The sequence below is a fragment of the Streptomyces sp. NPDC048191 genome (assembly GCF_040652655.1).
GTDB lineage: Bacteria > Actinomycetota > Actinomycetes > Streptomycetales > Streptomycetaceae > Streptomyces.
Genome location: NZ_JBEZMO010000030.1, coordinates 30,938 through 53,245 on the forward strand (window position 1 = coordinate 30,938; position 22,308 = coordinate 53,245).

Annotated in this window: 19 protein-coding genes and 4 pseudogenes; 8 read left to right on the forward strand and 15 right to left on the reverse strand. The window is 69.2% G+C overall.

Annotation, left to right across the window (positions count from 1 at the left end):
• The first annotated feature begins 343 nt into the window (after positions 1-343).
• Positions 344-478: a hypothetical protein gene (locus AB0D93_RS33450; protein ID WP_362127682.1), complete on the forward strand. Its 135-nt coding sequence runs from the start codon at positions 344-346 to the stop codon at positions 476-478.
• Here AB0D93_RS33450 and AB0D93_RS33455 read toward each other — a convergent pair.
• The 4 genes and pseudogenes from AB0D93_RS33455 to AB0D93_RS33470 all read right to left on the reverse strand — a co-directional run.
• Positions 415-832 (reverse strand): annotated as a pseudogene (locus AB0D93_RS33455) (VanZ family protein); the annotation flags it as partial. The gene AB0D93_RS33450 and the pseudogene AB0D93_RS33455 sit on opposite strands and share 64 nt — an antisense overlap.
• A gap of 522 nt (positions 833-1,354) precedes the next feature.
• Positions 1,355-1,885: a DUF2267 domain-containing protein gene (locus AB0D93_RS33460; RefSeq protein ID WP_362127684.1), complete on the reverse strand. Its 531-nt coding sequence runs from the start codon at positions 1,883-1,885 to the stop codon at positions 1,355-1,357.
• 223 nt (positions 1,886-2,108) lie between these two features.
• A complete protein-coding gene (locus AB0D93_RS33465) occupies positions 2,109-3,275 on the reverse strand; it encodes an AI-2E family transporter (protein ID WP_362127687.1) in 1,167 nt (388 codons plus the stop codon).
• A 170-nt stretch (positions 3,276-3,445) separates the two neighbouring features.
• On the reverse strand, positions 3,446-3,622 hold the full coding sequence (locus AB0D93_RS33470; protein WP_351219353.1) for a hypothetical protein: 177 nt from the start codon (positions 3,620-3,622) through the stop codon (positions 3,446-3,448).
• 202 nt (positions 3,623-3,824) lie between these two features.
• Between AB0D93_RS33470 and AB0D93_RS33475 the strand changes: the two genes are divergently transcribed.
• Together AB0D93_RS33475 and AB0D93_RS33480 are read left to right on the forward strand one after the other, a co-directional pair.
• Positions 3,825-4,064 (forward strand): STAS domain-containing protein, encoded by a 240-nt coding sequence (locus AB0D93_RS33475; RefSeq protein ID WP_362127691.1) that lies wholly within the window; start codon positions 3,825-3,827, stop codon positions 4,062-4,064.
• A gap of 237 nt (positions 4,065-4,301) precedes the next feature.
• Entirely contained in the window at positions 4,302-4,751 is a 450-nt protein-coding gene (locus AB0D93_RS33480) for a hypothetical protein (protein WP_362127692.1), read from the forward strand.
• A gap of 293 nt (positions 4,752-5,044) precedes the next feature.
• Here AB0D93_RS33480 and AB0D93_RS33485 read toward each other — a convergent pair whose 3' ends face one another.
• Positions 5,045-6,472, reverse strand: a complete 1,428-nt coding sequence (locus AB0D93_RS33485) for a non-reducing end alpha-L-arabinofuranosidase family hydrolase (RefSeq protein WP_362127695.1) — start codon at positions 6,470-6,472, stop codon at positions 5,045-5,047.
• A gap of 914 nt (positions 6,473-7,386) precedes the next feature.
• On the opposite strand from AB0D93_RS33485, the gene AB0D93_RS33490 reads away from it, so the two are divergent.
• Positions 7,387-8,817: an endo-1,4-beta-xylanase gene (locus tag AB0D93_RS33490; RefSeq protein ID WP_362127697.1), complete on the forward strand. Its 1,431-nt coding sequence runs from the start codon at positions 7,387-7,389 to the stop codon at positions 8,815-8,817.
• A 367-nt stretch (positions 8,818-9,184) separates the two neighbouring features.
• On the opposite strand, the gene AB0D93_RS33495 is transcribed toward AB0D93_RS33490, so the two are convergent.
• Both AB0D93_RS33495 and AB0D93_RS33500 read right to left on the reverse strand, forming a co-directional pair.
• Positions 9,185-9,589 carry a cupin gene (locus AB0D93_RS33495; RefSeq protein WP_362127700.1) on the reverse strand — a complete coding sequence of 135 codons (405 nt, stop codon included), beginning with the start codon at positions 9,587-9,589 and terminating at the stop codon, positions 9,185-9,187.
• A complete protein-coding gene (locus AB0D93_RS33500; RefSeq protein WP_362127703.1) occupies positions 9,586-11,034 on the reverse strand; it encodes an MFS transporter in 1,449 nt (482 codons plus the stop codon). Before AB0D93_RS33500 ends, AB0D93_RS33495 begins: the two co-directional genes overlap by 4 nt.
• A gap of 56 nt (positions 11,035-11,090) precedes the next feature.
• Here AB0D93_RS33500 and AB0D93_RS33505 point away from each other — a divergent pair, with 56 nt between their 5' ends.
• Together AB0D93_RS33505 and AB0D93_RS33510 are read left to right on the forward strand one after the other, a co-directional pair.
• Entirely contained in the window at positions 11,091-11,759 is a 669-nt protein-coding gene (locus AB0D93_RS33505) for a TetR/AcrR family transcriptional regulator (RefSeq protein ID WP_362127706.1), read from the forward strand.
• A 439-nt stretch (positions 11,760-12,198) separates the two neighbouring features.
• Complete coding sequence (locus tag AB0D93_RS33510; RefSeq protein WP_362127710.1) at positions 12,199-14,469, forward strand: PAS domain S-box protein; 2,271 nt, start codon at positions 12,199-12,201, stop codon at positions 14,467-14,469.
• A 126-nt stretch (positions 14,470-14,595) separates the two neighbouring features.
• On the opposite strand, the pseudogene AB0D93_RS33515 reads toward AB0D93_RS33510, so the two are convergent.
• Positions 14,596-14,703, reverse strand: a pseudogene (locus AB0D93_RS33515) (type I glyceraldehyde-3-phosphate dehydrogenase); the annotation flags it as partial.
• 25 nt (positions 14,704-14,728) lie between these two features.
• On the opposite strand from AB0D93_RS33515, the pseudogene AB0D93_RS33520 reads away from it, so the two are divergent.
• Positions 14,729-15,019: pseudogene (locus AB0D93_RS33520) on the forward strand (BON domain-containing protein); the annotation flags it as partial.
• Here the strand turns inward: AB0D93_RS33520 and AB0D93_RS33525 are convergent.
• The 3 genes and pseudogenes from AB0D93_RS33525 to AB0D93_RS33535 all read right to left on the reverse strand — a co-directional run bounded on the left by AB0D93_RS33525 (position 14,973) and on the right by AB0D93_RS33535 (position 17,504).
• Positions 14,973-15,665 carry a response regulator transcription factor gene (locus tag AB0D93_RS33525; protein ID WP_362127713.1) on the reverse strand — a complete coding sequence of 231 codons (693 nt, stop codon included), beginning with the start codon at positions 15,663-15,665 and terminating at the stop codon, positions 14,973-14,975. The pseudogene AB0D93_RS33520 and the gene AB0D93_RS33525 overlap by 47 nt on opposite strands.
• 516 nt (positions 15,666-16,181) lie before the next feature.
• Positions 16,182-16,964 (reverse strand): annotated as a pseudogene (locus tag AB0D93_RS33530) (DUF6397 family protein); the annotation flags it as partial.
• Between the two features lie 126 nt (positions 16,965-17,090).
• A complete protein-coding gene (locus tag AB0D93_RS33535; RefSeq protein WP_362127716.1) occupies positions 17,091-17,504 on the reverse strand; it encodes a roadblock/LC7 domain-containing protein in 414 nt (137 codons plus the stop codon).
• A 91-nt stretch (positions 17,505-17,595) separates the two neighbouring features.
• Between AB0D93_RS33535 and AB0D93_RS33540 the strand changes: the two genes are divergently transcribed.
• Positions 17,596-18,024 (forward strand): PPOX class F420-dependent oxidoreductase, encoded by a 429-nt coding sequence (locus AB0D93_RS33540; RefSeq protein ID WP_362127719.1) that lies wholly within the window; start codon positions 17,596-17,598, stop codon positions 18,022-18,024.
• Between the two features lie 8 nt (positions 18,025-18,032).
• On the opposite strand, the gene AB0D93_RS33545 is transcribed toward AB0D93_RS33540, so the two are convergent.
• From AB0D93_RS33545 to AB0D93_RS33560, 4 genes are all read right to left on the reverse strand, one after another.
• Complete coding sequence (locus tag AB0D93_RS33545; RefSeq protein WP_362127722.1) at positions 18,033-18,635, reverse strand: ATP/GTP-binding protein; 603 nt, start codon at positions 18,633-18,635, stop codon at positions 18,033-18,035.
• A 218-nt stretch (positions 18,636-18,853) separates the two neighbouring features.
• Positions 18,854-19,264 (reverse strand): DUF742 domain-containing protein, encoded by a 411-nt coding sequence (locus AB0D93_RS33550; RefSeq protein WP_362127725.1) that lies wholly within the window; start codon positions 19,262-19,264, stop codon positions 18,854-18,856.
• Positions 19,265-19,283: 19 nt separating this feature from the next.
• Positions 19,284-19,721 (reverse strand): roadblock/LC7 domain-containing protein, encoded by a 438-nt coding sequence (locus AB0D93_RS33555; RefSeq protein ID WP_362127727.1) that lies wholly within the window; start codon positions 19,719-19,721, stop codon positions 19,284-19,286.
• Positions 19,718-22,285: a nitrate- and nitrite sensing domain-containing protein gene (locus AB0D93_RS33560; protein WP_362127730.1), complete on the reverse strand. Its 2,568-nt coding sequence runs from the start codon at positions 22,283-22,285 to the stop codon at positions 19,718-19,720. The genes AB0D93_RS33555 and AB0D93_RS33560 overlap by 4 nt, the downstream gene beginning before the upstream one ends.
• Positions 22,286-22,308: the final 23 nt, after the last annotated feature.

The window sequence follows — 22,308 nt, forward strand, 5'->3', positions numbered from 1 at the left end:
AAGACACCAGCCCGGAGGTCTCACTAGCATGGCGAGCTTCCGATCTTGCGTGACGCCTCACGCCGCAGTCCCGAACAGCGGGCCTCCCCCGCAGGCTCGGCGGGCGGATCGGTACGGATGGAGCGAGATGACTTCCGAAGACACCGGCGACAGCGAAGCCCCGCCCGTTGGCGTACGCCGATGTGGTGACGTCGAGACCCTGCTCGATGACCTAACACGCGGACATGGTGCCGGCTCGCCGCAGTTTCAAGCGGGAGAAGTGGCCGCATTCGAGTGGGCACTGGGACGTTCCGAGAGTTCCCCAGTCACTGGCCGGGAGGTTCCTTGCGCCCCGGACCTGGCGGTGCTGACCGCCGAACTGGACGCAGTGACAGTCCAGCTGGAGAACCCCAGCAACTCGCCCGGCAGCAGCGACTACCTGCGAGGGATCCACGCGGCGCTCAACTGGGTGTGCGGATACGACACCGGGCTGCTCTGACCCCCTGTTGGCTGCACTGCTGATGCAGTGCAGCCAACAGGGGGTCGTGTGCGCCGGCCGGATACCGGTTCGGGTTGGTCGAATGCCTCCGGGGACATGGCAGAGAGGCCGGGACACGAACCCCTGGCACGTGCGGTGGCCTGTCGTGCCGGCCATGCTCCCTGGGCTCGCATGCGGCGACGCCCCTTGAGCACAGTCGCCCCCGCCTTCATGGTGAGCGCGGGGGCGATGCGGTGCCACCAATGGCGTCGCCGTGGGTGGAACGGCTCGGCCGAGGCGGCGGCCCAGCAGCAGGTAGGCCAACAGGACGCCTGAGGTCTTGAGGAGTACATCGTCGATGTCGAAGGCCCGCCCAAGCCTCCTCGGCGACGGACCCTCCGGACCGGCGATCGTGGCAGCTCATCAACCTCGTGCCCTGTCGGTCGCAGAGGCCCGGTCATCACCGCACACCCACGCCAGAGCTGTCCGCACCCCGCGCAGGAAGTCGAGGCTGCCGGGCTGATCCTCGGGGATTTCGAGCAGAGCGGCAGCCGCGGCCAACTCGGATGTCAGTTGGGGCAGATCAAGCGGGCCCCGGCCGCCTCGACCGGTTACCGGAGGGTTCTCGATGCGCCCGAGAGCCCACTCGTATGCCGCGGCCGCTCCGATGGAGAACTGCGACGAGCGCACCCTTCCGTGGACCGCCAGGTCGTCAAGTGCACGTTCGACTTCGGCGTAGGGTCGCGCGCCCACTGGCGCGACACCGCCTCCGTTCATGTGTTCAGGCAATGTCACATCCTCGACATACCCTTCCGCGCCTGTATCCGGCTCCGCCCTTCGGGTGGGCTGGTCCAGGCGCGGCGAGTACCGGCGCAGCACCGGCCGACGAGCGGCTCGTCAGGTGCGAACCGGATGGCCGAACAGCAGTCCATAGCCGGGAGGCAGTTGGGCGAGAATCTGCTGTACAAGCTTGCTGTCGACGCAGTCCGCCACGGCGTTGAGGACCGCGCTGGTATCCCAGCGCGCAGTTTCCTCGGCTGCACCGTCGATGAGCAGAGCCACCGCCGCGACGAACTCCGTCGGTGTCATGGGCCTGGTGGCTGGCAGCGGATCGAGCAGGAGCGGCTTACACCTGGGCGGTAGCTGCGCTGCCAAGTTCGTGCGGGCTTCGCCCTCAAGTTGGGCACCCAGCGCAGCCAGGACCGCACGGACGACCCTCTCGGCCTCCTTGTCAGTGGTGTACGCGCCGCTCTCACGCACGCGGTCAAGAAACAGATCCCACGACTGGTTCATTCGAACGCCCCTTTCGCGTGTCATGTCCGTTGGGTGCGTCGCGTACCCCTTCAGCCACCACGGATGCCCTGGCTGCGCCGGTCGGGTGACGGAACGATCAGGCGGGATGCCCACCACACCCTTCACCGTCTTCACGCTGGTGCTGCTGGCCTGATCCTGCTGAGCCGGCGGATTCGGCCGGTGCGTCGCCCTGCTCTCCGTGCGGCGCCCTCACTGTCTCGGCCTTCGATGCCTGGCGCGCCGAGGCGGGTCAGAACCACAACCCAGGTGAGTGAGGGCCGCCTGGAGCCGGAACCGCCGAGGCGATCCCCGAACGGTCACTCGCGTCCGCGCCGCCGCGAGCCCCGCGTCGATGCCGTCACTTCGCGTCGGTGCCGGGAAAGACGTACTCGTCCAGCAGGATGCCGATGGCAACGGCGGCTGGTACGGCGATCAAGGCGCCGATGATGCCCAGCAGGGCGCCACCGACGAGCACACCCACGACGGTGACCACGGGATGCACGTCGACGGCGTACTTCATCGCGCGAGGCATGATCAGGTAGTCCTCGGCGAGGCGGAAGCCGACGTAGAAGCCGGCTGTGGCACCCGCGATCGGCAGGGAGACCGACAGGGCGACCAGGCTCACGGCAACCCCGGCAATCGTTGAGCCGACGACCGGGATCAGATCCATCAGCGCGACGAAGAAGCCCAGGGCGGCCGGGTACGGTACGCCGATGGCCGCGCACCAGGCGAAGGTCGCGAGCCCGGCGATGCCCGAGGTAGCGAGGTTGGCCAGCATGAAACGGCCCGTCCGGGTCAGGATCTCGTCCGTCACCGCCTCGACCCGCGCGCGCTTGCTCGCGGCGACGAAGCGGAATCCGAACTGCTTGATCTCGGGCAGGGCGACCATCAGGTAGATGGTCACGACCACGACGATGACCACCGACGTGACCAGACTGAGCACCATCTTTCCCGCACCCAGCAGCCCGCCGAGGACACTCGGGCCGCCCGAGGCCAGAGCGCTGCGGACCTTCGAGATCAGGTGGTAGCGGTCTTCCAGGTGGCCGAGGAAGGTGTGCCGGTCATGCAGCTGGGTCAGCCACTTGGGAATCGTCTTGACCAACGAGTTGACCTCGTCCGCAACCGGCTGGGCGATCAGCGCGACGAACCCCGCCAGGCACAGCACGAAACCGAGGAGCACGATCAGAACCACCCAGCCGCGACGTACGCGGTGCCTGGTCAGTAGGGCGACCAGCGGCTCCAGGCCGATCGCGACGAAGACGGCCGCCAGGAACAATGACAGCAGCTCTCCGATCTGCAAAACGGTGTGCACCAGCAGCCAGGCCAGAGTCGCACCGAGTCCCAGAGCAAAGCCCGCCCGCAGCCACGACCCCCTCCGTTCACCGGGCCGTGCCCGGATGCTTCCGAGTCCTCTCCTCCCCTGCCCGCCGATTCTTGGCGCCCTGACAGTGGCCTGGGTTCCCCGCGCCGATGTTCTCGCGGCCCGCCCACGACGGCGTGCGCGGGCGGCGTAGCTGCGTTCCATGAGCAGCCCTCCTCAGCGCGGGTCGGATGGTCTTGGTCGACGTGCCGAGCCGCGGCCCGTGCCCAGGCAGTCTTCCCATCCTCCCCGATCCTGTGTCCCTCAAGGCGTATCCGCGCGTCGGTGGCGGGCCGTCGGGGAGGTGCCGGCAGGCGGAGATCCCTGAGAGATCTTCAGCGTCTGCGGCCGCGGACGGTCCAGCCGCCTCCGAAGCCTGCGAGGTGCAAGGCCAGAACCGTGAGGCCAAGGAGCATGACGTTGGTTGAGGTGAAGGTGTGGTTGGTCGAGATGTCTGCTGCGTTGATCAAAAAGGCGATGAAGAACAGGGCAGCCGAAAAGATGGCCAGCATGGGTTTCGGTCTCCTCGTCGAGTGACGGCTGTGTTGCACTGCACTCCGAATTCCCGCGGCCTGGCAACTCACACCGTGCGGCATCGCGCAGGTCTGACGACTCTCGTCGGCGCTGCGTCGGTTGGGCGGGGACATTTAGGACAGGCGCACCTTCACGGGCGCGAACTGCGTGCCGTGGGGAATGACGGGGGAGGGCGTCTGAATGTCCAGTGTTCCTTCGGTCGCGAAGTCCCGTGTCGGCCACTGCCTGGTGGCTGCCTTCAGCGGTGACATGGATTACCTGAATGGGCCGATGTTTCGAACCGAGTTCTTGAGCCTCATCGATTTCGGCGAACGGTTCATCGTGCTGGACCTCGCCGGTGTCCCATTCTTTGGCGTTGGCCAGGGTACAGGGGCAGCCACGACAGCTACTGAAGCTCACTGGCGTCGACAGGATTCTTGACGTCTATGACGCCACGGAAGACGCCGTGACGAACCTTGCAAGCCACCGCGGTGACAATTCGCGGAATGAGAGAAATTCCGGTCCCCAAACAAGGGTCGCATCACCCAGATGACCGATCAATTCTACATATTATTCATCCCCCGCCCCAGCTCATAGCATTTTCGAACACATAGGCGGGGCTGACGCTCCTTCGGTCGGGTAAGCGCGTATTCAACGGCATCGAGGAAAGGGGAAGCCATGTCAGTGGAACCCGAACATGCCGAAGCGAGTGCTGCTGCGGAACACGTCGCCGAAGCGATGATCAAGTTGTGGCAGCAGGCCCATGCGGACGTCGCCCCCACGGTTTCCGAGGAGCAGATGCGAGGCCTGCTCGCCCTGGGCAGCGAGCCAACCGATCCTGACCAGATTGCCCGGGACCTGTGCGTCAGCGCCTCATGGGCGACCCGGTTGCTTGACCGCTTGGAGCAGTGCGCGCTGGTACGGCGCCTCCCGTCCGGCGAGTTCTCCCTCACTGGCGCCGGAAAGTGTGTGCTCGAAGCGACACGTCAGCGCCGTCGTCAGCTTCTGGAACAGACACTGGTGACCGCCGCACCACCGGACCGCCCTGTATTGCAGGACACGTTCAACCAGCTGTACGGGGTTGTGAGCCCTTTGGCGCGGGTGCCTCGTAGCCGCTCGCCGCTCTGATCGTGGTTCTTGTTTCACGGGCTGCCCCGGAGAGCTTGCGGGCAGCAGCCCGAGCGCACTGAAACAGCTGCTGCCCGCGGGTACCACTCTTGCGTGGGAAGGCAAACCCCGCTACTCAGGCGCCGCCCCTTGGACGTACGCCATGCTCAGCCCCTGTCTGAGGCCATCACAGAACCGGACCTACGGGGGGCTGCGGGTGGAGGACGACTCGTTCCTCCTGCTCTTCAACGGCCCACCGGCCCGCCTTCGGACCAGCTGAAGTACACACGCGGCACCCAGCGCCACAGGCCGGTTCAGCGCTGCAGGGTGAGGACACCCGGTCGCCACGGCAGTTGGTCGTAGGGGCCGGTCGCGGTGGGGGACTTGCCCTGGTAGAGGAACTGCAGGTTGCAGGGGTCGATGGTCATGGTCTGGTCGGGGTTGTTGCGGACCAGGTCACCGTGGCTGATGTCGTTGGTCCAGGTGGCACCGCTGTTGGCCTTGCCCGCGAAGGGGTTGCTCTCGCCGGCGGCCTGCGGAGTCCACGAACCGCTCAGGCTGGTGGCGGTGAACGAGCGGAAGTAGCGCTGCTCGTTCGCACCCCGCGCCTCGACGATCATGAGGTACTGGTTCTGACCCTGGACCTTGTAGACCTGCGGCGCCTCGAACAGGTTCTTCGTCGTGTCGCTCATGACCGTCGTGTACGACGAGCCGAAGCTGCCCGGGAAGTTCCCGATCGGCATGCTCGCCCGGTAGATGTTGCCGTTGTCACCAGCGAAGAACAGGTACATGTTCTGGCCGTCACCGATCAGGGTCTGGTCGATCGGGGCGGATCCGGGGATGCTGCCGGTGAACAGCGGCTGCGGCGCGGACCAGCCGTTGGGGTTGGTGGGGTCGCTCGACGTGCGGTAGATGAAGGGCCAGGCACCCCACTGGTACGCCAGCACCCAGATCTTCTTGGGCGCGAAGTAGAACAGCGTGGGCGCCACCGCGGACTGGCTCATTCCGGTCTGGCCGGCCGAGGCCATGTCCGACCAGTTCGTGAAGGGTTGGAACATCATCGAGCCGTACGACGATCCCGACACGTTCGACGCGTAGACCAGGTGCTTGCCGTTGTACACCACGTTGGTGAAGTCCTTCAGGGAGACCCACCCGTTCGCCGGCTGGGCCAACGCACCCGTCGACGTCCACCGGTACGTCGACGGAAGACCACACGTGCCGCCGCCCGGCGGGGTCGAGGTGCCGGACAGGCCGGTCCACTTCTGGTTGCTGCCGCCGTCGCACGTCCAGATCTGCACCGCTGTGCCGTTGGCCGTACCGGCGCCCGTGACGTCCAGGCACAGCCCGGACTCCACGCCGACGACCGTGCCGTCGAGGTTCACCCGCCACTGCTGGTTGGCACCGCCGGAACAAGTCCAGATCTGCACCCGGGTACCGGCCGCAGTGGCGTGGCCCGGAACGTCCAGGCACTTGTTGCCGTACACGGTGAGCTGGTTGCTGTCCGTCAATGTCCACTGCTGGTTGGTCCCGCCCCAGCAGTCATAGATCTGCAGGTATGTGCCGTCGGTCTGGCCGGCGCCCGGCACATCGAGACACCGGCCGGAACCAGCACCGCGCAGGGCGCCGCTGGAAGCCGCCTGGGCCGGGGCGGCGACGAGCATCGCCGCCAGCGCGGCCAGGGCCGCAACCACGGCGGCGAGCACCACAGAGGGATGTCTGCGGCTGAAGCTTCCTCGGTGCATGGACACTTCCTCCAGCTTGAGTAGGCGGTTCCGGTTGTTGACACAGCCGAAGAGGGCGGTAAGGGACGATTGGCAAGGTCATGACATACACGCTCCGAGACGTTCGTAATGTCGAACAGATGTCGGAGTGTCGAGCAATCCGAATGATAGAGAGCCAGTGAACGGCGTCAATACCTCTCGCATGCATCGCTACGAGCGCCGAAACATTCGCAGCCCCTGCGCATCGCACACAGCACATCACACCGTCAAATGACTGGCCATTACGCTACTTGACTTCGGAAGCGGTACGGACGGTGCCGACGCTCGATCGACCCTGCCACCGAGTTTCGGCCGCATCGGGGTGCCCGCCATCCGGCTATCCTGATTCCGAAAGTTTCGCATGAGGTGCCGCAATCTTTTTGTGCGGGGTGTATTGACGATCCATGGTCACCACCTCAATCATCCCTCTCTGAGAAACCGGCCCTAGTTCGAGATTCCGAACCATATCGACCTGGGCAATCCGTGCGTGCTGCATGGCAGATCCACGATCAGCCGCACGACAGATCCGCGCACCACAGCACCTGCGCCACCCCGTTTCGATCCGGTGAGGTTCGCACCAGCGCATCCTGGCTCTTCGCGCAATTTGGAGAGGTACGCGAGGCCGCGTGACGGGCCCCCGGCTGAGCCGCGATGGAGTAAACCCATGCCTGTGTCGAGACATGCCTGTGTCGAGACGCCGCCGCCCGCCGTACGTCACCCGACGGCCGGCCGGGTGCGGCCCATGCCGTTTGGGATCGTCCCGGTCCCGTAACCGCGGTGTCCGGTGATTCCGTGCTGCCCGGGCTCCGGCCCGCCCCGTCCGTCTGCCGATTGGGAGCGGACGACGCATCCCTGCACTTCAGTCCACCCGTGATTTCTACCTCGGAGGCACAGTCATGGGCTCGTATGCCCTTCCCAGAACCGTTATCCACCGGAAGATCCGCGGCCTGCTGCCGGCTCTGGTCGTCGGCGTCCTCGCTGCGGTCACCCCACTGGTCGCGCCGCCGACCGCACATGCCGCCGAGAGCACGCTCGGCGCCGCGGCGACGCAGAGCGGCCGCTACTTCGGCACCGCCATCGCCTCGGGCAGGCTGGGCGACTCGGCGTACACGACGATCGCGGGCCGTGAGTTCAACATGGTGACGGCCGAGAACGAGATGAAGATAGACGCCACCGAACCGCAGCGGGGCCAGTTCGACTTCAGCGCCGGTGACCGCGTCTACAACTGGGCTGTGCAGAACGGCAAGAAGGTGCGCGGTCACACCTTGGCCTGGCACTCCCAGCAGCCCGGCTGGATGCAGAGCCTCAGTGGCAGCTCGCTGCGCCAGGCGATGATCGACCACATCAACGGCGTGATGGGCCACTACAAGGGCAAGATCGCCCAGTGGGACGTCGTGAACGAGGCCTTTGCCGACGGCAGCTCGGGAGCCCGGCGCGACTCCAACCTGCAGCGCACCGGCAACGACTGGATCGAGGTCGCCTTCCGCACCGCGCGCGCCGCGGACCCTGCCGCGAAGCTCTGCTACAACGACTACAACATCGAGAACTGGACCTCGGCCAAAACCCAGGCCGTGTACGCCATGGTCCGAGACTTCAAGCAGCGCGGCGTGCCGATCGACTGCGTCGGCTTCCAGTCGCACTTCAACAGCGGCAGCCCCTACAACAGCAACTTCCGCACCACCCTGCAGAGCTTCGCCGCTCTCGGCGTGGACGTGGCCATCACCGAACTCGACATCCAGGGCGCCCCGGCCACGACCTACGCCAACGTGACCAACGACTGCCTGGCCGTCCCGCGCTGCCTCGGCATCACCGTCTGGGGTGTGCGCGACACCGACTCGTGGCGATCGGAGCAGACGCCGCTGCTGTTCAACGGCGACGGCAGCAAGAAGCCCGCCTACACCGCCGTCCTCAACGCACTCAACGGCGGTACCTCCACGCCCCCTTCGGATTCCGGACTGGTCAAGGGGGTCGGTTCAGGCCGCTGCCTGGACGTGCCCGGCGCCAGTACGGCCGACGGTACCCAACTCCAGCTGTGGGACTGCAACAACGGCACCAACCAGCAGTGGACGTACACCGCCGCCGGCGAACTACGGGTCTACGGCAACAAGTGCCTGGACGCCGCCGGCACCGGCAACGCCGCCAAAGTCCAGATCTACAGCTGCTGGGGCGGCGACAACCAGAAATGGCGCCTCAACTCCGACGGATCCATCGTCGGCGTCCAGTCCGGCCTCTGCCTCGACGCCGTCGCAGGCGGCACCGCCAACGGCACCCTGATCCAGCTCTACTCCTGCTCGAACGGCAGCAACCAACGCTGGACCCGCAGCTGATGCGACCTGCCACGAACGAAAGGGTGAACTGACCAAGCGCACCGCAAGGCGGCAGCGCCCCGGCTCCGTCCCGTGCACCGCAGCCGGCAGCCCCCTCCACACGAACCGCGCCGGCTAAGGTCACCTGTGCGGAGCCAATCCCTTTTACTCATGGGCGGAGAGGGTTGTTCCGACCGTGCACCATTCCCCGATATCGCTCGCCCTGACTGATCACACCGAGTATGTGACGCCCGGGGCTCTGGGCTCCAGCCGGGGTGGACGGATTCCAGGGGACTGATCAACGGGCAGGCATCCTGCGGCGACCGCTTTCCTCGAAACAGTTGCCGCAGGGTGGCCCGGCGGCAGGCGCGACCGGGCCACCGCGCTGTCAGCGAGTGTCGGTACGTTCTTCGAGGCGGGTGCCGTGGCGAAGGGTGATCGACATCAGGTCGCTGGGGGCGTCCAGTTCCAGGCGGTGCCAGCGGCCACGGGGGACGATCACGGCGGTGCCTGGCCGCAACTGCACCACGTCCTCGGTGTCGTCGGGCCTGGTGGGACGGAAGTAGAGGCGGATACCGCCGGTCAGGCAGCACACCGCCTCCTCGGCCTGCGGGTGCATCTCCCAGTGGTCGGCGTGAACATCGGCGTCGGTCTCCACGTGGAACGTCGCGACCTGCCAGGCGCCGGAGTCGCTGCCCGTCATCTGTCGTTCGGCGGCTCGGACGTCGCCGTCGGGGTGGATGTGCAGCGCCGAGGCGAACAGGTCGATGGGTGAGAGGGGTGTTGTCGTCATGACGGCGTTCCTTCCAGTCGGTTCTCTGGGGTGGTGGCGAGTTGCGGGGCAGGTGTCTCGGCCTGGCGGCGGGGCAGCACGCAGATCGCCACGATGGCCGCGAGCACGAAAAAGGCGGCGGCGATGACAAGGCCCAGGGAGTAGCCGTCGTTGATCGCGGCGGGGTCGGTTGCCGTGCCGGTGCGGTGTGCGGCGATGGTGGCCAGGGCGGCCAGACCGATGCAGCCGCCGAGTTGGCGGGAGCTGTTCATGAGGCCGGAGGCCATGCCGGACTCATGAGGGCCGACGCCGGTGGTCGCGGCGGCGACGATCGGGGCGATGACCAGTCCGACGCCGATGCCGGTGATGACGCAGGGGCCGAGCACGTCGGTGAGGAAGCCGCCGTCGGGGCTGATGCAGGCGAACCAGGCCAGGCCCGCGGCGGCCAGCAGGGCGCCGGGCACCAGGGACGCACGGGGGGTGCGTGCCGCGGTGACGCGGGTCGCGACGACGCCGCCCGCGACCAGGCTTGCGGAGAAGGGCAGGAAAGCGGCACCGGTTGCTGCGGCGCTCATGCCCAGAACCTGCTGCATGTACAGGGAGACGAAGTAGAACGCCGCGAACTGTCCAGCGGTGGAGAAGAAGACCAGCACGTTGGCGCCGGCGACCCAGCGGCTGCGCAGCAGGCCGAGGCGCAACAGCGGTGAGGGAGCCCTGGACTCGGTGACGACGAAGGCAACCAGGAGCGTGGTGGCGGCGACGAGCATCGTCCAGGTGGCCGGGGAGTCCCATCCTTGGGCGTCGGTGCGCACGACACCGGTCACCAGCAACCCGACTCCACCGGTGGCCAGGACGGCACCGAGCACATCCAGCCTCTCGCGCCGGGCGGGGCGTGCTTCGCCGGGCACGCCTGCGCGGACCAGAGCGAGAGCCACCGCGACGATGGGCAGATTGATCAGCATCACCCAGCGCCAGCCCGCGTACTGGGTCAGCAGCCCACCCGCCAGCACGCCCAGCGCTCCGCCTGCGGCGTTCACCCCGCTCCACACCCCGAGCGCGCGCACGCGCTGCGGGCCTTCGGGGAAGGCGGTGGTGAGCATCGCCAACGTGGCCGGCGTGGCCGCGGCGGCCCCCAGGCCCTGGCCGGCGCGCGCGGCGATCAGTTGCCAGGGCGCCCGGGCGAGCCCGCCCGCCAGCGAGCACAGGCCGAAAACGACCAAGCCGAGCACGAACAGCCGTCGGCGGCCGTAGAGGTCACATGCGCGGCCTCCCAGCAGCAGAAATCCGCCGAGCGTGAGCGCGTAGACATGCACGACCCACGACAGGTCGAGTGGTGCGAACTTCAGCGCGGTGCGGATCGCGGGCAGGGCGACGTTGACCACGGATAAGTCCAGGGCGACGGCGAACTGGGCGACGGCCACGGCTGCCAGCACCACTCCGGGTCGCCCTCGCGAGTTTTTATACATGTAAGGAAAGTAGCGTCAGGGATCGCCGTTGTCGACACCTGGGGGATGATGAGGGCATGCCGCAACCATCCGCACCGCGCAAGACCCTCGGTCGGCCTCCCCGTATCTCCCGCGCGGAGGTCGTCACAACGGCCCGTCGGATCGTGGACGCGGAAGGCGTGGACCGGCTGACCATGCGGCGGCTGGCCACGGAGATCGGCAGTACGCCGATGGCGCTCTACCATCACGTCCGCAACAAGGAAGAATTGCTCGTCCTGTTGCTGGACGACTACGCCACGCGGACCCTGCACCGACCCGAACTTCCCGCTCAGCCTCGCGAGCGGATCGTCGTCGCCGCTGCCACGATCCACGACGCGCTCGCAGCCTGCCCGTGGATCGTGGAGGTGCTGACGGCCGACGATCTGATGGCCACATCCGCCCTCTGGTTCGTGGAGCAGATCGTTGACGGCCTGGTCACCTGCGGCCTGTCCCCCGAGCGGGCAGTACACGGCTACCGCGCGATCTGGTACTACACCGCCGGAGAGATCGTGGTCCGTATGTCAGCGGCCCGGCGGCGCGCAGACGACGACCGTCCCACCTACCGGGAGCGAGTCTTCGCCGATCTCGACCCGAGCGAGCTGCCCCGCTTGGCGCAGGTCGCGGACCAGTGGTCACCACTGACGGCAGAGGACACCTACCTGGAGGGGCTCCGAGCTCTGGTGGACGGCCTCCTGACTCCCCGTTGACCTGCTCTTTCAGTTCACAGTCGAGCGCCGATCCGGTGCCAACCCCTCCGCCCCGGATCCTCGCGAAGCTCTCGCGCATGCCGGACAGGCAGGCGATCACGATCCGGCAGGACACCTGAACGAGGTCGCTTCGCACGGCCACGCCCGGTCCCGGCGGGGTGCACCGTCCGCCAACAGGGCATGAACCGGGGGGCGGTTGAGCACGGCATCCGACATCAGGGCTCTCCTCCAAGCCGCCGTGACCGGACGGACGCCGCCAAGGAACGGTCACCGCGGTCGTTGTCCGCGCACAAGTTCGGGCACTGGGGGCCACTACATGACTTGTCATGACAGAGCCGCCAGGTTTGCGTTGGGATGACCTGTCTCAACGTGAGCCTGGGGGGCGAGGACGGGAATGAACGACTTGACCGAAGCAGCACCACCTGATCCCGTCGGCCCGGTGGAACCTGGCACGTGCCGGTGCGCCGCCCCGGCTCCCGGTGGCGTTCCGGGTGCCGCCGAGGAGAGGTTCCGGGGGCTGCTGGAGGCGGCACCGGACGCCATGGTCATCGTCGACGACACCGGAACGATCAGACTCGTCAACGCACAGACGGAAGCCCTCTTCGGCTACCAGCGCGAAGAACTCCTGGGCCACCCCGTCGAACTCCTCGTCCCCCACCGCTTCCGCACCCACCACACCGCACACCGCAACGGCTACGCCCACAACCAGCAGGTCCGCCCCATGGGCGCCGGACTCGACCTCTACGGACTACGCAAGGACGGCACCGAGTTCCCCGTCGAAATCAGCCTCAGCCCCCTGGAAACCACCGACGGCCTCCTCGTCTCCGCCGCCGTACGCGACGTCAGCGAACGCAAAGCCGCCGAAGAGAGGTTCCGGGGACTGCTGGAGGCGGCACCGGACGCCATGGTCATCGTCGACGACACCGGAACGATCAGACTCGTCAACGCCCAGACCGAAGCCCTCTTCGGCTACCAGCGCGAAGAACTCCTGGGCCACCCCGTCGAACTCCTCGTCCCCCACCGCTTCCGCACCCACCACACCGCACACCGCAACGGCTACGCCCACAACCAGCAGGTCCGCCCCATGGGCGCCGGACTCGACCTCTACGGACTACGCAAGGACGGCACCGAGTTCCCCGTCGAAATCAGCCTCAGCCCCCTGGAAACCACCGACGGCCTCCTCGTCTCCGCCGCCGTACGCGACGTCAGCGAACGCAAAGCCGCCGAAGAGCGCATCAACGAGCTCGCCGCGCTGGTCGAATCCTCCCAGGACGCGATCCTCGCGAAGACCCTGGACGGCCGCATCACGTACTGGAACGCCGCGGCGCAGCGGTTGTACGGGTTCACGGCGGACGAGGTCCTGGGACGGCACGTGTCGGTGCTGGCGCCGTCCGCGAGGAAGAACGAGATCACCGCGCTCCTGGAACGGCTGCGCCGGGGGGAGAAGGTCGAGCACTTCGAGGCGTTGCGGCTGACCCGCTCCGGAGGGCTGCTGGACGTCGACGTCACCCTGTGGCCGACCCGGGCGGCGGACGGCTCGGTCGTGGGGGCGTGCGCGATCGTCCGGGACATCAGCGACCGCAAGCGCGCCGAGGCGGAATTGACGGAGCTGTACGAGCAGCAGCGGCACATCGCCCTGACGCTGCAGCGCAGTCTGATGGGTACGCCGCCGGCCATCCCCGGCCTCGCCACCGCTAGCCGCTACCGGCCCGCGACCCAGGGGGCCGGTGTCGGCGGTGACTGGTTCGACCTGATCCCGCTGGGCGCCGGCCGGGTGGGTGTGCTGATCGGTGATGTGATGGGCCGGGGTCTCGAGGCCGCCGCCGTCATGGGGCAACTTCGCTCGGCGGCCCACGCGTTGGCCAAGACGGGGCTGCAGCCGCGGCAACTGATGCAGGCGATGGACACCGTCGTCGCCGATCTGGACGTCCCCGACCAGCTGGTCACCTGCTGCTATCTGGTCATCGCCGCCGACACGGGGGAGGTGACCGTGTGTTCCGCCGGCCACCTGCCGGTTCTCGTCGCCGTCCCCGGCGCTCCGACCGGGACGCTGGCCGCACCGGTGAACGCCCCCCTCGGCGTCGGCGGGGTGATCTACGAGCAGGGTTGCAGCACCATCGAGCCGGGCGCCACACTCGTGCTCTACACCGACGGTCTGATAGAAACGCCCGGAACCGATATCGAGGACAAGCTCACCCAGCTCGTCGCCACCCTGGACGATCTCCCGACCGCGGTGCCCGACCTGGAGAGCGCCGCCGACCATGTCCTGACGACGCTGCTGCCCGACGCGGACGGCCACGACGACGTGACGCTGCTGCTGACGCAGCTCCCCGCGGCTCCGCTGGCCACGGCCACCACGGACCTGCCCGCCACGCCCGCCTCGGTGCCGGCGGGCCGAGACTTCCTCGCCAAGGCACTGAGCACCTGGAACTGCGGCGGCACGCCCGACGACGCGCTCCTGCTGCTCTCCGAGATCCTCACCAATGCCGTGCAGCACGCCCAGGGCCCCATCGGGGTGCACGTGTGCCGTACGGACACCGATCTCACCGTGGAGATCAGCGACCGCAGCCCCCACCTCCCCCAGCCGCGCCTCGCGGCGGAGGACGACGAGTCCGGGCGCGGCCTGCTGCTCGTCCGTGCCCTCGCCGACGACTGGGGCGTGCGTCCCACCGACGAGGGGAAGACGACGTGGTTCAGCCTCAAAGTGTGAGCACGCGCAGGAGGCCGGGTCGCCGATGACGTCGTGGGGAGACGATGCGCGCCGTCGAGACGCGCAGGATGCCGCGCAGCGGACCCCCGGACGGCGATCCCGTCCGGCGCGCATGCTCAAGGCTGGCGAGCGGGCGCGCCGCAGGTCCTTGCGGGGGCCGTCGAGCAGGGACTGGTCGTTGGTGTAGCCGTGGACGGTGGTCAGCAGGCCCCGGCCGAGGCCGAAGTTCTCGTCGGCACCGTGGCCACCGCTGGAAGCGGGCATCGTCAGCCGCGCGGGCCTGCTCAAGGTGTTCCCGCGGGACGATGAGGAGATCGCCGAGGATCCGGCGGGAGGTCGTGGCGCATCTCTTCCCTGCGCCGGTGTCAGCCGTGGAGGTGGAAGTGTGCAACGGCGTCGTGAGGCCCGTCGGCCACGCCCGGGACACGTCCCTGGCCCGGTGACTGCGCGCCTGGTCCGTGCCGTCGAGGGCGCGGTCGACGTGGAGTCCCGGCGGCCCCGGTTCAGTGCCCTTCCTGCCGCTGCCGGTCCTGGACCTGGGTGGCGATGACGGCGGCCTGGATACGGCGCTCGACGCCGAGCTTGGCCAGCAGACGGGAGATGTGATTCTTCACCGTCTTCTCCGCCAGGTACAGTCGCTGGCCGATCTGGCGGTTGGTCAGACCCTCGCCGATCAGAGCCAGGATCTCCCGCTCCCGCTCGGTCAGGCCCTGCAGTCCGTCGGGCTGCTGCTCCTCCCGCTGGCCGCCGCGCAACCGGGCCATCAGTTTGGTGGTGGCGCTGGCATCGAGGAGGGACTGGCCTCCTGCCACGGTGCGCACGGCGGACACCAGGTCCGAGCCCTGGATCTGCTTCAGGACGTATCCGGAGGCGCCCGCCATGATCGAGTCGAGCAGTGCCTCCTCGTCATCGAAGGAGGTCAGCATGAGGCAGGCCAGCTCCGGCATGCGGGAGCGCAGATCCCGGCACACGGTCACGCCGTCGCCGTCGGGCAGACGGACGTCGAGCACGGCCACCTGTGGGCGCAACGCGGGGACACGCACCAGCGCCTGCTCCACCGTGCCGGCCTCGCCGATCACCTCTATGTCCGGCTCGTCGTTCAGCAGGTCGCGGACCCCGCGCCGTACGACCTCGTGGTCGTCCAGCAGAAAGACCCGAATCGGGTTGTCGACGCCGGGCTGCTCACTGTCCGCCATCAAACTGCTCCCTGGTTCCGCGCTCCGTACCGAGTCCGCTCATGGATGGAATCGGCCCTCCCCTCCGTACAGAGATGCTTTCCCTTGTCGGGCCGAGGGGCCAGGGCCGGTCGGCCCTGTTGTCCGCCCATGGCTTCCCGCCGCCGTGCAGTAGTCAGAAGGCGTGGGCGCAGGCTGTCCCGCACGAGGACGACGGGCCGTCGGCTGCCGGCCACGACTGCCTGTGGGGGCGGACCCGACCAGGAGTCCGGCTACGGCGCCTGGGCCACGTGAGCCCAGCACCAACAGGTCGGCTTTCCCAGTCGCGCCGAGCGAGGCGGAGACGGGTTCTTCGGTGGACGGTCGGTGGTGAGCTGCAGGCCCGGTACCGCTGTCCGGCTCGGCCGGTCCGGGCTCCGCCCCGGGATCCGACCGCGGCGGCACAGTCTGCTCCACAGCTCGCGTGACCGTGCGGGTCATGGGCGGGATGGGTCGTGCGACCGCCCTCAGGACCGGCGCGGCAGGGCGGGCGGCACGGCGAGGGGCCGGTGAGAAGGCGCGGGCCTCCTCGAGCATGTGGGCCAGGTCGCTGCGCAGCCACTCGATCTCGTCCGCGTCCTGCGCCGTCGTGATCCGCTCGGCCCGGTGCGCCGCGGGCGATCCCGGGGTGCCGTGTCCGGGCAATGCGGGCCGGAACCGGTTCAGACGGGCACGCTCACAAGGGTCCTTGACGAGGTCGGCGATCTCGACGGGCGAGAGGAAGGCCGCCACGGCTCCGGCCCGGGCCCATGGCTCCTCCCCGGCCAGGCGCAGTAGGAACCCGAGGTGGCGGCCTCGCCAGTTGCGGGCGCGCAGGTCCACTCCGGCCGCCAGCTGACCGCGCAGAGTCTCGGGTGTACGCCCTTGGAGGAGGTGTGCGTTCGCGGTGTCCGAGGCGAAGGTACGCAGGTCTTCGGCCAGATGGAGCCAGACCACGGTGCGGTAGCGGGTCAGGTGCCACTTCACCGGCACGAGCAGGCCCAGACGGGCGAGTCGGGTGAACCGGCCGACAGGGATCTCCATGAGGCCGGCGCCCTCGGTGGTCCCCACCACCCGCACGCGCTCGCGCAGGGTTTCCGCGCAGTCCTCCCGCGCGCTCAGGCGGTCGATCTCCGCGCGCTCCACCCTGCGGCCTCCTCCCCCGCCCTCGTCGGGCACGGTCCGGATGTGGCCGAGATGCACGGCGAGGTCGAACTCGCCTCGTTTGAGGCCCAGTTCCCTTGCGGCCCGGCTCGGGCTGCAGGTGGCGGGCCGGGGTGGGCTGAAGGTGCTTGGCGACATGGTCGTACTCCCCCGTGGAGTCGTCGGCTCACGCCCTGCGCGTTCGCCGTGCACACACCGTAGCCAATGTGGCGCCGACCGTGGCGAGCCTGTGGACAACTCCGCAGAGGAAGGAGAAGTTGCAGGTCAGACGTCTACGATGGGGGTTCGCTCGGGCTGCCTCGCGTCGACGCCGAGGTGTTCGCCGACCCGGTTCACGAGCAGGGTCATCTCGTAGGCGATCTGGCCGATGTCGGCTTCCGCTCCGCTGAGTACGCACAGGCAGCTGCCGGTGCCCGCCGCCGTCACGAACAGCACGGCGTCGTCGTACTCGATCATGGTCTGGCGTACCCGGCCCGCGCCGAAGTGGCGTCCCGACCCCTTGGCCAGGCTGTGCAGCCCGGACGCCACGGCGGCCAGATGCTCGGCGTCCTCACGGCGTAGGCCCGTGCTCGCACCCGTGACGAGTCCGTCGTTCGACAGGACCAGTGCGTGCCGCACGTGGTCCACGCGCTCGGTCAGGTCGTCCAGGAGCCAGCCGAGTCCCTGGTTCTGCGCCATTTCCCTCTCCCCGTGCGATGTCTCCCCCTGGCTGGAGGAACTCCCAGCCAGCCTTCCCCACGACCGGCGTGCGGGCAAGCAGGATGGGCTCATGGCACAGAAGATGACCGACGAGGAATGGCGGGCGTTCGTCACCGACGGCACCCGGACCGGCAAGCTGTCCACCGTTCGCGCCGATGGGAGCCCTCATGTGGCCCCGATCTGGTTCCTGCTGGACGGCGACGAGCTGGTCTTCAACACAGGCAAAGACACCGTGAAAGGGCGCAATCTCGCCCGTGACGGACGGATCGCCCTCTGTGTGGACGACGATCGGCCGCCGTTCCACTTCGTGGTGCTGAACGGCCGGGCCAGGCTGTCGGAGGATTTGGACCAGGTGCGTCACTGGGCCACCCGGATCGCCGCCCGGTACATGGGCGAGGACCGCGCCGAGGAGTACGGTGCCCGCAACGGCGTTCCGGGTGAGCTGCTGGTCCGGGCGCCCATCGACCAGGTGGTCGCGGTGAAGGATCTGGCGGCCTGACGGCGCGCTCAGCCGACCGAGTCCAGGAGCCGGGCGGTGTGCATCCGCCCGGCGTACTCGACGAGCCGGATCAGCACCTCCTTGCCGGAGTCCCGGTCGCGCGCGTCGCACAGGACCACGGGTGTGCCGCGGTCGAGATCGAGGGCGCGGGAGACGTCGTGTGCGCCGTAGGTGCGGGCTCCCGCGAAGCAGTTGACGGCGACCACGAACGGGATGCGCCGGTGCTCGAAGTAGTCGACCGCGGGGAAGCAGTCCTCCAGGCGCCTGGTGTCCGCGAGGACGACGGCTCCGAGGGCGCCCTGGGAGAGTTCGTCCCAGAGGAACCAGAAGCGGTCCTGTCCCGGGGTGCCGAAGAGGTAGAGGGACAGACCGGAGCGGATGGTGATGCGCCCGAAGTCCATGGCGACGGTGGTGGTGACCTTCTGGTCCACCCCGTCGGTGTCGTCCACCAACTGCCCGGCCTCGCTGAGAAGTTCCTCGGTGCGCAGCGGCCGGATCTCGCTGACGGCCCCGACCAGGGTCGTCTTGCCGACGCCGAAGCCCCCGGCGACCAGTATCTTCAGTGCCAGGGCGGAGGTGTCGCCGACGGCGTCGGAGTGCTCGGTGACCATGATCACTTCTCTCGGGTGGGCCGGCTGCGGTCGGCGTCCGCCTGCTGCGGGCGTGAGGTCAGCATCATGACAACGGAACGGCGTCTCCGGGCGGTTGGACCGAAGTGCACCTGATGTGACCGACTTGCGCCCGGTCGGCGGCGCAACACGTGCGGATCGGGGAGCGACACGTACGGATCGGCATGCGACGCGGCGTACGGCGCCTTCGGAACGTCCATCTACAGAGCTCGCAATCCCGCGATGACCTCGCGCAGAATCCGCTCGTCGGGCAGGTGCGCCGGCGGCACGGGACGGCTGATGACCACACAGCCGAGTTCCAGGAGGTCGCCGAGGAGCACCCTGACGACGCCGACGGGAAGGTCGGCGTCCGCGGCGAGTTCGGCGACGGACTGCGTCTCCGTGCGGCAGAGCTCGATCAGGGTCCGGTGTTCGGGACCGAGCGGGGCATCGTCGAGCGCCGCTGCCCCGGGGTCGAGGGTGACCAGTGCGATCAGGTCGAAGCGCACCCCGGTGGGCCCCGGCTGGGTGCGCCCGCCCGTCATCGCGTAGGGGCGCACCAGCGGTCCGGCTTCGCCGTCGTACCACTGGCTTCCCGGCTCCCATGGGCCGCCGCTCTCGTTCTCGGTCATCGGTGTCGCCTTTTCGGTGTCATCCGGCAGCGGGTGGCTGTGCGGCGACGCGCGGTGCCGTGTAGAGGTGCTCGCCGACCCGCTTGACCAGGCGCGCCATCTCGTAGGCGACCAGTCCGATGTCGACGGTGACGGCGGTGAGGACGGCGAGGCAGGAACCGTCGCCGGCGGCGGCCACGAAGAGGAACGCGTCGTCCATCTCGACCATGGTCTGGCGCACGCCGCCCGCTCCGAAATGCCGTCCCGTGCCCTTGGCGAGGCTGTTGAAACCGGACGCGACGGCGGCGAGGTGCTCGGCGTCCTCCCGCGCGAGGCCGGTGGAGGCGCCGACGGCCAGTCCGTCGTTGGAGAGCACGACGGCGTGCCGTACCTCGCTGACGCGCATCACCAGGTCGTCGAGCAACCAGTCCAGTTCGCCGGAGCGCTGGCCGGCCCTCGTGTTCGGGTCCTGGATCATGCCGGGTCTCCTTCGCTGCTGTCACTGCGCGTTTCGGGTCCCGGGGCGGCGCCGCGTCCGGGCTGTCTGCCACCGCCCCGCGCCCAGCCGTCGCGGTAGGCCGCCATGCGGTCCCGTACCAGTTCGGGGGTGCGCCGTTCGTCGCCGTGCCGCGCGGCCTCCGGTTCCGGAGCCTGGTGGCGCTGCTGCCGGAGCTGGGGGGCAAGGCTCGCCTGACGCACGCGGCGGGGCAGGTCTTCGGAGGTCTCGGAGTCGTTCGGCGGCCGGTGCAGCCTCAGCGGGGTGACTCCGGTGGGCGGGGTTTCGGGGGCCGTTCCGTGCGGTCCCGGCTCGACGACTGTCGTGTGCGGGGCCGGCTCGTCGGCGGCGCCGTGGGGACCGGGAGCGGTGACCGCGAGGGCGGGCCGGTCCGACCGTGCCGCCACGGTCTCCTGGCGCCGGCTCGTGCCGGGCACGCGTGCGTGGTGGCGTTCCTGCTCGTGCGGGGCCTGCTCGGCTTGCGCCGAGGGGCGTTCCGGCGCACCGGCGTGCAGCAGGGCCGTGGGCAGCAGGACGACGGCGGTGGTGCCTCCGTAGGGGGAGGTGCGCAGGTGCACCCTGACGTCGTGCCGGGAGGCGAGCCGGCTGACCACGAAGAGCCCGAGCCGGTCGCTGTCGAACAGGTCGAGGGCCTCGGACTGCTGTATGCGACGGTTGGCCTTCGCGAGGGTCTCGGCGCCCATGCCGAGGCCCCGGTCCTCGATCTCCAGGGCGTAGCCGTTGCCGACGGGTTCGCCGGTCACGCGCACGCGCGTGTGGGGCGGTGAGAACTGTGCGGCGTTCTCCACGAGTTCTGCGAGCAGATGGGTGAGGTCGGCGACGGCGGCGCCGATGACCTGGGCCTCCGGGAGCTGGCGCACCTCCACACGCGCGTAGTCCTCCACTTCGGACACGGCGGCGCGTACGACGTTGGTCAGGGACACCGGCATGCGCCAGGCCCGGCCGGGCGCGGCACCGGAGAGGATGATCAGGCTCTCCGCATGCCGCCGCATGCGCGTGGTGAGGTGGTCCAGGCGGAACAGATCGCTCAGCTCGTTGGGGTCGTCGGAACGGCGCTCCATGCTGTCCAGGAGGCTGAGCTGACGGTGGACCAGCACCTGGCTGCGGCGGGCCAGGTTGACGAAGACGCCGGAGATGCCGCTGGCGAGCTCGGCGCGTTCCACGGCGGCGTGCAGGGCGGCGCGGTGGACGGAGGTCAGGGCTTCCGAGACCTGGGCCGCCTCGTCCTCGGCGGGTGGTCCGGCGGGCGCCTCCGCCTGGATGTCGATCTCCTCGCCGGCGCGCAGTCTGCGCATCGCTTCGGGGAGTTTGCGGCGGGCGATCTCCAGGGCGTCGTTGCGCAGGCTCACGAGTTCGACCACGAGGCCACGTCCGATGCGCACGGAGATGACGAGCGAGGCGGCGACGGCGGCCAGGCCGAGGAGTACGGCGGCACCCGCGGGACTGAGCAGCCCGCGCGTGAACGGGTCGGCATGGCCCGCGACGGCCCGGCCCGTGTCCGTCGCGATGCCCCGCATCGCGTCCTGCACGCGCGTGCGGGCGGTGTTCCAGGAGGCCTGCGATGCCGCGTCGGACGCCTTGGCGCCGGGCACGGCGTCGAGGACCTTGTCCTCGGCGGCTCCGAGTGCGCTGTAGGAGGCGCTGTCGGCCAGGTCCCGCCAGGCGGCGCGCTGGGCGTCGGGCAGATCGGCGACGGCCGCCTCGGTGAGGGTGCGGCGCGCGCCGACGGCGGCGCCGAACAGCCGTAGCCGCTCACCCTGTAGCTGCCCGGTGGTCCGTACACCGGCGACGAGGGAGTCCTCCTGGGCCAGCGCCTCGGCGGCCCGGCCGAATTCGAGCAGCACGCGCGCGTCCGAGCCGACGTCGGCCTGCTGGATGCCGGACAGGGCTCCGTCCACGGCGAAGGCCGTGCCGATGGTCTTGGTGTACTGCCCGTACACCGTCTCCCAGCCGGCCTTGTGGTCCAGTACGGCCGTACGCAGTGCGTGCAGATGCTCGGCACCGGTGACGAAGGCGGCGAGACGCCCGGAGACCCCGGCCGGCAGTTCCTCGCTGTCGGCGACGGTGTTGTTGCCGCCGAGGCGCAGCTTGGCCACGGCCCGGTCGCTGCGCGCGGCCAGGCTCTGCAGGTCGTCGGCGTCGCCCGGGCCGGGCGCGGTGGCACAGCGCACGGCCGCGGTGCGCTCGGCCTGGAGGGCGGCGACGGCCGCGGCCACCGGGGTGCGCAGTTCGGCGTCGACCCGCTGGGACTGGCGTAGCCGGGCGACGTCCTGGGCGGTGGTGACGGTGGCGTACGCCCACAGGGCGAGCAAGGAGACGACGGGCACCATGAGCAGGCTGACCACCTTGGCGCGCACGGTCCTGGGGCGCAGGTGCCGGCGGCCCGCACGCGTGCGTGCCTTGACCGTTGGTGTACCGAGCGGGCGCTCGGTGCGCTCGTCGGCGGGAGGTGCGGCGTGTGCGCGGCGGCCGCGCGGCGGGTGCGCCGGGGTGCCGGCGTTCGGGGTCGTACGGGGTGGGCGCATGGCCTCCTCGTTCGGGTCGGGGC

Coding starts and splice junctions, on each gene's coding strand:
- AB0D93_RS33560 (WP_362127730.1), bottom strand. CDS start 22,285: ATGCGCCCACCCCGTACGACCCCGAACGCCGGCACCCCGGCGCACCCG.
- AB0D93_RS33480 (WP_362127692.1), top strand. CDS start 4,302: ATGTCAGTGGAACCCGAACATGCCGAAGCGAGTGCTGCTGCGGAACAC.
- AB0D93_RS33475 (WP_362127691.1), top strand. CDS start 3,825: ATGTCCAGTGTTCCTTCGGTCGCGAAGTCCCGTGTCGGCCACTGCCTG.
- AB0D93_RS33540 (WP_362127719.1), top strand. CDS start 17,596: ATGGCACAGAAGATGACCGACGAGGAATGGCGGGCGTTCGTCACCGAC.
- AB0D93_RS33500 (WP_362127703.1), bottom strand. CDS start 11,034: ATGTATAAAAACTCGCGAGGGCGACCCGGAGTGGTGCTGGCAGCCGTG.
- AB0D93_RS33550 (WP_362127725.1), bottom strand. CDS start 19,264: ATGACCGAGAACGAGAGCGGCGGCCCATGGGAGCCGGGAAGCCAGTGG.
- AB0D93_RS33490 (WP_362127697.1), top strand. CDS start 7,387: ATGGGCTCGTATGCCCTTCCCAGAACCGTTATCCACCGGAAGATCCGC.
- AB0D93_RS33545 (WP_362127722.1), bottom strand. CDS start 18,635: ATGGTCACCGAGCACTCCGACGCCGTCGGCGACACCTCCGCCCTGGCA.
- AB0D93_RS33505 (WP_362127706.1), top strand. CDS start 11,091: ATGCCGCAACCATCCGCACCGCGCAAGACCCTCGGTCGGCCTCCCCGT.
- AB0D93_RS33470 (WP_351219353.1), bottom strand. CDS start 3,622: ATGCTGGCCATCTTTTCGGCTGCCCTGTTCTTCATCGCCTTTTTGATC.
- AB0D93_RS33465 (WP_362127687.1), bottom strand. CDS start 3,275: ATGGAACGCAGCTACGCCGCCCGCGCACGCCGTCGTGGGCGGGCCGCG.
- AB0D93_RS33555 (WP_362127727.1), bottom strand. CDS start 19,721: ATGATCCAGGACCCGAACACGAGGGCCGGCCAGCGCTCCGGCGAACTG.
- AB0D93_RS33525 (WP_362127713.1), bottom strand. CDS start 15,665: ATGGCGGACAGTGAGCAGCCCGGCGTCGACAACCCGATTCGGGTCTTT.
- AB0D93_RS33535 (WP_362127716.1), bottom strand. CDS start 17,504: ATGGCGCAGAACCAGGGACTCGGCTGGCTCCTGGACGACCTGACCGAG.
- AB0D93_RS33485 (WP_362127695.1), bottom strand. CDS start 6,472: ATGCACCGAGGAAGCTTCAGCCGCAGACATCCCTCTGTGGTGCTCGCC.
- AB0D93_RS33495 (WP_362127700.1), bottom strand. CDS start 9,589: ATGACGACAACACCCCTCTCACCCATCGACCTGTTCGCCTCGGCGCTG.